This is a genomic window from Oceanobacillus sp. B139/18 (assembly GCF_055524595.1).
In genome coordinates, this window is sequence record NZ_JBVFXI010000005.1 from 218631 (window position 1) to 230426 (window position 11796).

The following is an 11796-nucleotide window of genomic DNA, read 5'->3' on the forward strand; positions in this document are numbered from 1 at the left end:
AGATATACCATTTTCAGAGAGGAGTATTTCTTATGCTTATGCAGCCGGCAAAATTATCTCCAGGAGATAAGGCAGCGACTGTCAGCCTCTCCTGGGGCGGAGCAGGCGAGCCCTCCTTAAGCTGGCGCTACCAGCAGGGTGTGGAACGCTTAGAGAGCGTGTTTGGGCTTGAAGTCGTTCCAATGCCTAACAGCTTAAAAGGACAAACTTATATAGATGAACATCCCGAGGCACGGGCCGAAGATTTAATGACTGCATTCAAAGACCCTGAAATAAAAGCGATTATCTCTAATATTGGCGGTGATGACAGTATTCGTCTGCTTCCCTATATCGATTTTGAGATTATCCGTCAAAATCCAAAGATTTTCATGGGATTTTCTGATACGACGATTGCTCATTTATTCTGCTTCCATGCTGGTTTATCCTCCTTCTACGGACCAGCAATCATGACAGATTTTGCAGAAAATGTGGCGATGGATGATTATACGGTGCAAGCCATTCAAAGCATGCTTTTTGAAGCAGAAGCGGTCGGCGGCATCCCTGCACCGGAAAAGTGGACAAGTGAATTTTTAGAGTGGGATATTTCCAATAAGTCTATTGCCAGAACAATGCACCCTAATCAGGGTTACGAACTGCTGCAAGGAAACGGTATCGCAAAAGGGAACCTCATCGGCGGCTGTATCGAAGTACTTGAATTTGCTAAAGGAACAGCCATTTGGCCGCAGCAGGAAGCATGGCAAAACAGCATTCTCTTTTTTGAAACATCAGAGGAAAAAACGGATCCAGAATTAATTAAAAGATGGCTTCGAAATTATGCCGCTCAGGGGATTCTACACCAAGCGAATGGAATGATTGTTGCCAAGCCTTATGGGGAAGTACATTACGAGGCGTACAAGGAAGTTATTCTATCTGTTTTAGCAGAAAACAGGCTGAATGACCTCCCAGTGTTATATGGTGTTTCTTTTGGACATACCGAACCAAAAACGCCCATTCCATATGGAAGATTAGCACGAATTGATTGTAATCAGGTATCCTTTTCAATTTTGGAAGCAGCTGTGACAGATTAAATCCGGCTGCTTTTCTTTGCCAAAAATAAAAGGAGACATATTGCGTCTCCCTTCCGTTTCAATCTTTCTGTTTCACATCAAAGATATTCTTTAAGAATTTCTTTTCCTTTTTGACTTACATATAATCCGCCTGGCAGCTGTATATTATCATCATTGACTTCTCCTGTGATAAAACAAGTCTTTTCAGCTTCGTATTTCCGTATGATAATTCGGTCTTCCTCTACGAATATTTCCATCGGATCCCGCTCTTGTATGTTCAAACTTCTTCGCAATTCCTTAGGTATAACAATCCGGCCCAGTTCGTCCACTTTTCTAACGATACCAGTGCTTTTCATTCTGCACGCTCCTTTTTTATATTTCTTAAGATAACTGTCTATATCATCCCCTCTACCCTTTTTTGGAAATGTATAAACAACAAAGGAACTTATTAACAGTGTGAAAAAGCGGCAGCAGTAATCGATATCACTATCCATAAATACGGTGAGAAACGGTGATTGGTTAAAATATACTGCGTTTTATATAAGCTGTAGCAGATTTGAAGTCGCTCTTATTATTAAATCAATTGAGACAGTGATATACTATCCATATAATCCTTTTTAGAAACGTTTGTTACACAAAGTAAAAAGTAAGCTCTTTCACCCGCATTTTTCTTTTTCCAAAAAGATTTACAACTTACCTGGACGGAAAAAGAAACGGTCGAAAAGAAGCCAGGGAAAGTTTATGCCCCTATAACTACTTCTTACTTCATGCAAATAGGGAGTTTGTAGTAGAATAGAGTAAGCATCATTACTGGAAGCTGAAAATAAGCTCCCAACCATATGCAGGAGGAATTTGAGGTATGCAAAAACTTATTATTCCTGAAGAGGATATTGTGCTTGCTATATGTATGTACATTGCTGAAGAACAGAAAATGAGTGCAGATGACGTCCAAGTAGAGTTATTTTATGATGATTACACTGGATTTTCAGCAGAAGTCGTGACATCATCTGGAAAACAGGAATGGATGACCAAGCAAATTATTGCTGCATTAAGAAAATGGATCAAAGAAAATCTCCACGCCGATCCGTATGCAGGCTTAAAATTGGATTTAGACAGACGAAACGGCATTTATGCACGTCTTCGATACAATAGTTAATAGTTCACAAAGCTTTCATCCTATTTTTCATTTTTAAGTTTCTTTACATATTTTTGAAGATACAGGAGCAGCAGCCTCCGCTTCTATGAATAGCGTATTTATTTTCATTATTTTATTTTTAACTGGATGAACACTTCTTTTAAGATGGTTTAAAAAGCTTAAGAAACGTTTCTAAACATGTATGTACATAATAGCCAAAAAATCCTTATTTTCTTTATGAATGAAGAAAATAAGGATTTTTGAGTTTGATAATGAATCCTCTGTAAAAGAGAATTATTGTTCTATTTGTTTTCTGCTCCATTTTTCCTCCCGCCTGTTCTGATTTCTCGTACAAGCTCATATACTTAACCAATGACTTGATGAGGAAAGGAGAGATATGTTGGAGTTTATACAGACCATCGGACAGATTCTCCTGATTAATATTTTACTGAGTGGAGATAACGCGATTGTCATTGCAATGGCGAGCCGGAATCTTCCGGAACATCTTCAGGCACGCGCTATTCGCTGGGGAACGTTCGGCGCAATCGCACTTCGGATTCTCTTTGTATTTATTATGATTTACCTGCTGCAGCTTCCTTTTATCCAATTAATTGGCGGATGTCTCCTATTGTATGTAGCATATAAATTACTGGTGGATAAGCAGGACCACAGCCAGATGAAAAGCGGGAATTCCCTGCGGGAAGCCATTACGATTATTATCTTTGCTGATGTGATTATGAGCTTGGATAATGTACTAGCCATCGCCGCCATTGCTGATAGTGATTTACTTCTGATTATTGCCGGGATTATTTTAAGCATCCCGATTATCTTAACAGCCAGTGAATTGATTTTGAAGCTCATTGAGAAATTTCCGATTATCATTTACATTGGTGCCGGCCTGCTTGCCTGGACAGCCGGAAAAATGCTGTTAGAAGAAGCATTTGTACAGCACCTTTTTGCTTCCCTGAAATATGGACAGCTTATCTTCCTTAACATTCTTACCCTTGCCGTTCTTTTTATTGGGAAATGGCGCAGAAATCAATTAGAAATGACTGTATAAAAAAACCTCTTATGGGCCTTAACGTCACATAAGAGGTTTTTAACTCTGCAGATTTAAATGCTTTTGTAGGTTTTTGCTTTTGTAAATAACACTGCTGTAATAATCAAGCCAAGCATTCCAAAACCAAGCAGAATAGCTTGAATTGGGATATTAGCAGCTGATAACCCGGAAACAAGGGCGTAAGAAATCGGATCGAATCCATTCATAGCCAGGAAAATAATACTCATGACCCTTCCCATAATATAATCTTCCGCCTGTTCCTGAGCAGCAGTAAAGAATGGGATGAATACAAATGACATGGAAAACCCGATAAAGAACACAACTATTGTCAGCATCGTTAAATTAGGAACAAGTGCAAAAATGACATATGCGATTAATGCTCCCAATAATCCAAATAAGGAGGTCCTCCCTTTCTTCTTGACTAAGACAGAGCTGAGTATCCCTGTGCCAGCCACCAGACCAATCCCCAGACTGGCTTCCATATAACTTAGATTAAGCGGGGTTCCGCCATAGCTTTCCACCAGGAAAGGAATCGCAATATGCAATGTTCCAAACACAAAGAAGTTAAGTGTAATAAGTACAACTAACCCCGTCATAAGAAAGCTTGAATTGCGAATATACGCCAGACCTTCCTTGATTTCTTTGATCGGCTTCTGCTTTTCCTGCAACGAAACCGGCCCTTCATTAATGAAGCGCGGATAAATAATGACCGCAGAAAGCAAAGCCAAAATCATTGCTACAAAATAACTGCCGCCGACACCGATAGATTCCATTAATACACCGGCAACAATCGGACCTGCTACAAATGAAATCTGATCGACACCCTGGAATAAAGCATTGGCACGCTGCAGCTGGCTTTTCTCAACAATCTTAGGAATCATCGATGAACTTGCCGGCCCGAAAAAGGCATCCAGCATCCCAAATCCCGCAGCAATCAATAGAAGCAAAGTAAGTGATAATGCATCATTTTTTATCAGTATATATAACACAAGCAAAAGAATAGCCTGCACAAAATTCGCTAAAAACATAATCGTCGTCTTCTTGTAACGGTCCGCTACCACTCCTCCGAAAATCATCATCGAAATTCTCGGGACGGTTGCAGCAATTAATACAAGTCCTAACGAGCTGGCTGATCCGCTATCACTGATAACAAACCATGTCGTTGTTGTCAAAAACATACTGAAGCTGACAACACCAAAGATCCCAGCAACAAACAACAACACAAACGTACGATTTTTAAATAAAGGCTGTGCTTCCATACTATCTTTCCTCCGGCTTTTTTATTGATGAAACAAAGCGTTTTGTTTATTTTCACATGACAGGCAGGGATATATGCTTTATAATAAGAAATAACATAACCTACCGACCGTTCGTTTCTAGAGAAATTTTACCTCACCATCATTACTTTGTCAAAGGAGAATCATCATGCATACAAAAGAAAAAATTTTACTCGAAGGAATGGAGCTTTTTGCAACGCTTGGCTATAATGGGACCTCCATGACAAAAATCGCCGATCGAGTTGGCCTGCAGAAATCTTCTCTCTACGCACATTACAACAGTAAAGAAGAATTATTTTTCGATGTAACCACAAAAATCGCTGCGGATTACGTGGATTTTGTGAAGTCCGCCTTTAAAAATGAGGGGAAAACAGCGCAGGAAAAATTGTATCTTTCTTTCCAGGCACATGTGAAGGACATGGCAAATCACGACAGCAGTATTGAATTTTATAATCGTTTTTCCTCTTATCCTCCTAAAGGTTTAAAGGACAAAGTTTTAGAAATATTGCGTGACAGCGAGGAGCAGGCACGGGCGTCCTTTAAAGAAGAGATAAAAAAAGCACAGGCAAATGGTGCTGTTACAGAAGAAGTTTCTCCAGAAGAAGCTGCTCGCGCTTTTTATGGTTTATTGGACGGTCTATCGTATGAAACAAACTATTATGAAATGGATGTTATTGAAAGTCATGGGGAGTCGATGTGGAAGGTATTTTGGCGCGGGGTTCAGGCATAGTTGTTCCCCCCTTTCATGTATGATATGTTTAACAAAATCATATAAGGAGATGCTGATAAAATGATGAAAAAATTACTTTGTCTTTGTATCGTTCTTATTTTAACCGCTTGCAATTCCTCTGATTCTGAGGAAAATCCATCGCCTGCCGATATAGAATCGCCAGACGATGCTTCCAAAGAAACCGTACAGGCAGGATTAAACCAGCTTGGGTTTGAAGCACTCTCCGGATTAGACAAGAACGAGGATGGTAATGTATTTATTTCGCCTATCAGTATTTGGACAGCACTGAACATGACCTATCACGGCGCAGATGGGAAAACAAAAGCAGAAATGGAAGAAGTGCTTGGCCTGGAAAACATCGACTCGGATGCCTTGCTTTCTGCCGACCACGATTTGTTAATGGAGCAAGCAGCAGATAATCAGGAGGTAGAACTGTATCTCGCCAATGCTGTATGGTTCAGGGAGGACATGGAAATAAATGCTGCGTATCGAGAAGCACTGGAAACATATTATCAGGCAAAAATAGACCCTTTAACAACTGCTGATGCCATCAATGATTGGGTTGCTGAACAGACCAATGACCGGATTGATCATATGGCAGATGATATTTCTCCTGATTTAATTTTATTCTTGCTTAATGCCGTTTACTTTCAAGGAGATTGGACGTATCCCTTCGATGAAACCTTAACAGAAGAACAGGAATTTTCTTTAGAAGATGGCTCCACTATAGAAACACCGATGATGACTTTGTATAAGAAAGACTTACATTATTGGGAAGATGAGAATGTCCAGGTTGTTTCCTTGCCTTATGAAGAGGAAGAAACCATACAAATGCAGATTTTCCTGCCAAGTGAGGACACGAGCTTTTCTAATTTCCGAGAAGACTTTTCTTTGGAAAAATGGCAAGAAAGCATGGATGCGTTAGAGCAGCAAACAGGAACGGTATTACTTCCATCCTTCACGCTGGAATATGAATCGGAGCTCAATGACTTTTTCATTCATCTTGGCATGGAACAGGCCTTTGACCCGAATCAGGCTGATTTATCCAACATGTTTGAGGGAACGGATGCTTCAGACGCTTATATCAGCAGAATTTTTCATAAAACATTTATCGACGTCGATGAAGAAGGAACAGAAGCTGCCGGCGCTACTTCAGTGGAGGTAGAAGAAACTTCTGCTGTATTGGAAGATACGTTTACCATGAATATCAACCGTCCATTTCTATTCACCATCACCAATACAGAAGAGGATATTATTTTATTTATGGGAAGTATCGAACAGCCGGTACAAGAATAAAATAAATCTTTATTCAGTGGAATCCGCACAGCCAGTTTACTGCGAAAAAAAGAACTTTCCACGCATCTTTGAACAAACCGTTGCAAAGGCCCTTTCAAGATAGATGGACAGTTCTTTTTTGATTTTAAACTTAGCGCTTCACGAAATTTTCGTCCCGTTTGTTACTTGCTCATCCGGACGAAGCAAAACGACATCTCCCTCTTCTTCTACGCCGCCAACGACAAGCACCTCTGATTTAAAGCCGGCAATTCGACGCGGCGGAAAATTAACGACCGCAACAACCTGACGTCCTATCAAATCCTCTGGTGTATAGCTCTTTGTAATTTGTGCCGATGATTGCTTTTCACCAAGCTCCTCGCCAAAATCAATCCGTAATTTAATCGCCGGAACACGCGCCTTTTCGAGCGGTTCTGCATGCAATACCGTACCTACACGTAAATCGATCTTCATAAACTCTTCAAACGTTGCCATTCTATCTTCCTCCTGCGAACAAATTTTCAAATTATTTCTATTATATCTATCTTAATGGAAAGGCATACTTGAAAGCAAACAGATAAAATGAATATAGCTTTGGAAAGCCGCTGTTTCTTATTAAAACGAAACCTTTTTCCTGATTTACCGTATTTCTATTATAGAATAATTCATTTACTTAAATAGAAACACACTCTATAACTCAGGGAGGAGATTCTGTGCTGCAGGTACATATCGATTCAGCAGGTTATCAGCAAAAGGAACCTTATCTGCAAAACATTCATTTCACCATCTGTCCCGGTGAAATTGTCGGTTTAATCGGAGCAAATGGCGCCGGGAAAAGTACAACAATCAAATCAATCATCGGCACCATGGAGCATGTACATGGAAATATTGAATTAGAAAAAGACAAACAGCTGGCCTACATCCCCGAAGAGCCGATTCTCTATGATCGCCTTACGCTCTGGGAGCATTTACGGCTTGCTGCGACGTCTTATGAAATGCCCCAAACTATTTGGGAGCCCCGCGCAAAGGATCTTCTCAAGAAATTTTCGCTTACGGGTAAAGAACATGAACTGCCTATTCATTTTTCCAAAGGAATGCGGCAAAAAACATTGATTTGTCTAAGCTTTATGACAGAAGCGGACATTTATATCATTGATGAACCTTTTATTGGATTAGATCCAATCGCAACAAAGCATTTGATTAACCTGCTGTATCAGGAAAAAGAACGCGGAGCCGCTTTGTTGATGTCTACACATGTCCTGGATTCCGCAGAGAAACTCTGTGACCGGTTCATTCTTTTAAACGAAGGAAACACGATTTTCCAAGGAGATTTACTGGAGTTACAAAAAGAAACAAATCAGTCCGCTGGCACTTCTCTTTTAGATTGTTTTTATGAATTATTAGAGGAGGGCGTATCATGAATGGAACTGCACGCACGCTGTTCCTCAAACGGCTCCAGTCCGATTATAAAAATCTATGGGAAGCCAGCAAGCTGATACTGGATTGGACCTTATTTATCTATATCTTGATTCCCGGGATTGCTATTGGTGCTTTTTTCTACATGGAATGGCTGCAGGATATCCCCTTTCTATTAAATTTCATTGGCTGGTATGGCTGGATGATGATATTGGTAATAAGCTTTTTCTTCCATCATATCAAATTATTTACTTATCTGGCGGACCAGCTTTTCTTAAGCAGAAATATTCCCTTGCTGCGGCGCATCTCTCAATATGCAATCGTCTATTCAACTAGTATGATGCTACTTACCGCAACGTTGTTTTTTATCATTGCTGCACCTTTTCTAAGCAAACTATTCTCTTTATCTCTGCTTTCTTTGGGATATTTATGGCTTTACTATCTCTCAGGCGTATGTTTGCTAACCCTATGGAAAAAATATGCACAGATTCATATCTCCTCTTTTATTATTCGTTCGATATCCATTATTCTAATCCTTATACTGTGGATAAGTTTATCACAGGGTATCTTATTACATTTACCTCTGTGGATAATGTGGATAACCTTAAGTGTTATCGCTATTACTTTTGTATCTGACAAGCTTGCTTATCATGGAACCCATTTTTTAAAAATTGCTGAAATGGATGAACAAACAAGAGGAAAATGGGTTAATCTTTTATTTACCAATGTCCGGCAGCAAGGGTACAAACCTCCTTCTGCAAAACCAATCAGGCTCTGGAAGGAATCACAGGTTATGTTTCAAAAGCAAAGCAGTGAAATGATATTCACCGATGCCTATTTTAAATCCTTCTTCCGCAATTTACCGGTGCTGATGCCGCTTGTTCAGCTTACAGGACTCCTAATTGCGGTGTTGATTGTATCTGCACCGCATTGGACTGGCTATCTATTTTGGCTGGCTTCGATCTATATCATTGTGGATATTACTAAAACAGGCTGGCTTGGCTTTCGATTTAACTCCTTTATTGAGCTTTTCTCATGGAGAGAATCCATGCTGCGAGGATCTCTGGAGACAAGCGTACGACGGCTGAGTTCGCCTATCCTATTCGTTATCGGACTCCTTTTCGGATATTTAAAATTTGGTCTTTTCGGGATGCTGATTTTCTCTATTATCAGTGTGTTGTCGGGAATAGGGCTGGTGTATTGGCATATTCGTTATGTTCCGGTTAATCACGTAAGCATCGAAGAATAATTTGGCAGCTTGCTATCATTTGCTGTAAGCTTAAACTAAGTATGAACTAGTATGAATGGAGACTACCCATATGCAAAGAATCTTAATTGTTGATGATGATACCCGCATTTTACAGCTTGTCCGGATCCAGCTTGAAAAAGAAGGTTTTCTCGTTGCAGAAGCCAAGGATGGTGCAAATGCTTTATCTCTCTTAAATAAAACCAGCTGTGATTTAGCCGTCGTCGATGTAATGATGCCATTTATGGACGGTTTTCAGCTGACAAAAGAAATTCGTAAGCAATACGATATTCCGATTATTTTACTCACAGCCAAAGGGCAAATTGAGGATAAGGAAGAAGGCTTTCTGGCGGGAACAGATGATTATCTAGTAAAACCATTTGAACCGCGTGAACTCAGCTTCCGTATTCATGCTTTGCTGCGCCGCTACCATCAGGAGAACGATACGCATATCATACGATTGGGAGATACCGAAATTAATCTGGATAGTTATGAGGTAAAGATTGGGGATAAAACCCTGTTACTTCCCTTAAAGGAATTTGAATTATTAGCATTATTGGCAACTTATCCACAAAATGTGTTTACCCGCTCACAACTGATTGAAAAAGTGTGGGGAATCGATTATGAAGGTGATGACCGTACCGTAGATGTTCATGTCAAACGACTGCGGGAGCGTTTTTCTTCCTTGACTTCTGCTTTTTCCATTAAAACTGTCCGAGGTGTTGGCTATTGTCTGGAGTCAGCAGAATAATGCGGTCACTATATGTTAAATTTGCTGCTGTCACTATTGGTATCATGCTGCTTAGTGGTGTGATTGCCTTTTTCATATCGAATACCTATTACCAGCATTCTCTGAAGCCCCAAAACGATGCAAAAAATACAGAAATCGCCTTAGATATGGCTGCGTTTATTGAAAATAATCCAGAAATCGATATCAGCGACTATTTATCAAATATAGCAGATGTCGGTTATCAACTATACCTTGTGGATAACTCAAGTCAAGAACAGTTCTTCGGAGCAGCCTTCCGGGAAAATAATCTGGAATCAGCTGTCGTGGAAAATGTGCTGAACGGGGAAGTTTACCATGGCATGCTCCATTTCCCTCAGGAAACCTTTGTAACAGGTTTTTTTGCCAATGAGCTGAAGAATTCCATTGGGGTGCCGCTTACGTATCAGGGAGAGAGCTTCGCACTATTTATCCGACCAGACATCAAGCTGCTCTTCAACGAAATGCATTTATTATTTGGAGTGCTCTTTGCTTTAACAATTATCCTTAGTATTTTGTTTGTTCTTTTTAGCACAAATTACCTTATCAAACCCATTTCCCGGCTTAGTGATGCTACTAAACAGCTGGCTAAAGGAGATTTCCAGGTGAATGCCTTGAGCACGAAACGAAAGGATGAGCTTGGAGAGTTATCCTCAAGTTTCTCACAGATGGCGAAACAAATTGTGGAAAACGAACAAGTACGCAAAGAATTTGTTTCTAATATCTCGCACGATATTCAATCTCCATTATCTAATATCAAAGGGTATACGAACTTGCTGGAGGATAACGAATTAACAGAAAAAGACAGGCAGCAGTATATCTCAATTATTAATGAAGAAACCGGACGTTTATCCACCATGACGGACCAATTGCTGCTGCTTGCTTCGCTTGATCATGAAAAGCACATTGTAAAAAAGAAGCATTTTAACGTCAGCAGTCAATTAAAAAACCTATTAAAAAGTTATCAATGGCTGATTCATGAAAAAGAAATCATGCTGAGCTACACACTCCCTGACTTGGAAATTTACGGCGACCCTTCACTGTTAAATACGGTTTGGGATAATTTGCTTTCCAACGCATTAAAATATAATCAATCAGGCGGCAGTATTGATATTCAATTCACATATACAAATGAGCAATGCTCTATTTCTTTTACAGACACGGGAATTGGTATTTCTGAAGAGGAAGCAGAACGTATTTTTGACCGTTTTTATCGGGCGGATGCTTCCCGTACAAGGAGTGTAAAAGGCACAGGATTGGGCTTATCCATTGTGGCTACAATCATAGATTTACACGGCGGTACTGTCATAGCCAGACCTGGTGAAACTGCCGGAACTATCTTTATTGTTACTTTGCCGATTTCTAACTAAGTTTTTCTCCTTATTCACAATGCGTTCATATTCATTCGTTACGATGAAGCAAAAGAAATAAGGAGGACATTATGATTAAAAATCCAAGTCGTTTGTTATTAATCTTATCAGGAGTTTTCGGTCTCATCGGTGCCATTCTGGGCGCACATATGGCAGGTTCAGGATCATATGCATTCCGCCCTGTTCATGCCCACAGTCTGGTAGTCGGCTGGCTGTCCCTATTTTGCTGGGCAATATTCTATAAAGTTTTTCAGCCAAAATCACCTTTCTTAACAGCCCTCCATGTATGGAGTGCAGCAGCAGGATCCATTGGTTTAACGCTTGGAATGTGGTTGTATATGGTACAGCCATTTGAGCTGCCGCAGCTGCTTACACTTATTCTTTATATTGGAGGCGGAGTCACACTTCTAATCAGCTTTGCCTGCTTTTTTATTCTTACCCTGTTCACAGAAACAAACTAAAATAAAGAGTTAATCCA

The 11796-nt window shown here is 40.1% G+C and carries 13 protein-coding genes; 10 read left to right on the forward strand and 3 right to left on the reverse strand.

The window, feature by feature from the left end:
* The first annotated feature begins 32 nt into the window (after window positions 1-32).
* On the forward strand, window positions 33-1067 hold the full coding sequence (locus tag ACZSMY_RS15960) for a S66 family peptidase (RefSeq protein ID WP_339180707.1): 1035 nt from the start codon (window positions 33-35) through the stop codon (window positions 1065-1067).
* A gap of 77 nt (window positions 1068-1144) precedes the next feature.
* Here ACZSMY_RS15960 and ACZSMY_RS15965 read toward each other — a convergent pair whose 3' ends face one another.
* Entirely contained in the window at window positions 1145-1402 is a 258-nt protein-coding gene (locus tag ACZSMY_RS15965) for an AbrB/MazE/SpoVT family DNA-binding domain-containing protein (protein WP_256705271.1), read from the reverse strand.
* A 503-nt stretch (window positions 1403-1905) separates the two neighbouring features.
* Between ACZSMY_RS15965 and ACZSMY_RS15970 the strand changes: the two genes are divergently transcribed.
* The gene (locus ACZSMY_RS15970) at window positions 1906-2202 is read left to right on the forward strand and encodes a DUF2653 family protein (RefSeq protein ID WP_193064488.1); all 297 of its coding nucleotides are present in this window, start codon (window positions 1906-1908) and stop codon (window positions 2200-2202) included.
* A gap of 376 nt (window positions 2203-2578) precedes the next feature.
* The gene (locus tag ACZSMY_RS15975) at window positions 2579-3241 is read left to right on the forward strand and encodes a TerC family protein (RefSeq protein ID WP_465147968.1); all 663 of its coding nucleotides are present in this window, start codon (window positions 2579-2581) and stop codon (window positions 3239-3241) included.
* Between the two features lie 53 nt (window positions 3242-3294).
* Here the strand turns inward: ACZSMY_RS15975 and ACZSMY_RS15980 are convergent, their stop codons facing one another.
* Window positions 3295-4500 (reverse strand): MFS transporter, encoded by a 1206-nt coding sequence (locus tag ACZSMY_RS15980; protein ID WP_042529136.1) that lies wholly within the window; start codon window positions 4498-4500, stop codon window positions 3295-3297.
* Window positions 4501-4666: 166 nt separating this feature from the next.
* Between ACZSMY_RS15980 and ACZSMY_RS15985 the strand changes: the two genes are divergently transcribed.
* Both ACZSMY_RS15985 and ACZSMY_RS15990 read left to right on the forward strand, forming a co-directional pair.
* Window positions 4667-5248 (forward strand): TetR/AcrR family transcriptional regulator, encoded by a 582-nt coding sequence (locus ACZSMY_RS15985; RefSeq protein ID WP_212929245.1) that lies wholly within the window; start codon window positions 4667-4669, stop codon window positions 5246-5248.
* 60 nt (window positions 5249-5308) lie between these two features.
* On the forward strand, window positions 5309-6544 hold the full coding sequence (locus ACZSMY_RS15990; protein ID WP_465147969.1) for a serpin family protein: 1236 nt from the start codon (window positions 5309-5311) through the stop codon (window positions 6542-6544).
* 138 nt (window positions 6545-6682) lie between these two features.
* On the opposite strand, the gene csaA is transcribed toward ACZSMY_RS15990, so the two are convergent.
* Entirely contained in the window at window positions 6683-7015 is a 333-nt protein-coding gene (gene csaA / locus ACZSMY_RS15995) for a chaperone CsaA (RefSeq protein ID WP_465147970.1), read from the reverse strand.
* Window positions 7016-7233: 218 nt separating this feature from the next.
* Between csaA and ACZSMY_RS16000 the strand changes: the two genes are divergently transcribed.
* The 5 genes from ACZSMY_RS16000 (at window position 7234) to ACZSMY_RS16020 (ending at window position 11779) form a co-directional block, all read left to right on the forward strand.
* Window positions 7234-7941, forward strand: coding sequence for an ABC transporter ATP-binding protein (locus ACZSMY_RS16000; protein ID WP_042529131.1), 708 nt, complete (start codon window positions 7234-7236; stop codon window positions 7939-7941).
* Window positions 7938-9185 (forward strand): ABC transporter permease, encoded by a 1248-nt coding sequence (locus tag ACZSMY_RS16005; protein WP_193064485.1) that lies wholly within the window; start codon window positions 7938-7940, stop codon window positions 9183-9185. Before ACZSMY_RS16000 ends, ACZSMY_RS16005 begins: the two co-directional genes overlap by 4 nt.
* Before the next feature lie 70 nt (window positions 9186-9255).
* The gene (locus ACZSMY_RS16010) at window positions 9256-9933 is read left to right on the forward strand and encodes a response regulator transcription factor (RefSeq protein WP_193064484.1); all 678 of its coding nucleotides are present in this window, start codon (window positions 9256-9258) and stop codon (window positions 9931-9933) included.
* On the forward strand, window positions 9933-11318 hold the full coding sequence (locus ACZSMY_RS16015) for a sensor histidine kinase (RefSeq protein ID WP_042529127.1): 1386 nt from the start codon (window positions 9933-9935) through the stop codon (window positions 11316-11318). The genes ACZSMY_RS16010 and ACZSMY_RS16015 overlap by 1 nt, the downstream gene beginning before the upstream one ends.
* 71 nt (window positions 11319-11389) lie before the next feature.
* The gene (locus ACZSMY_RS16020) at window positions 11390-11779 is read left to right on the forward strand and encodes a hypothetical protein (RefSeq protein WP_193064483.1); all 390 of its coding nucleotides are present in this window, start codon (window positions 11390-11392) and stop codon (window positions 11777-11779) included.
* Window positions 11780-11796 lie beyond the last annotated feature (17 nt).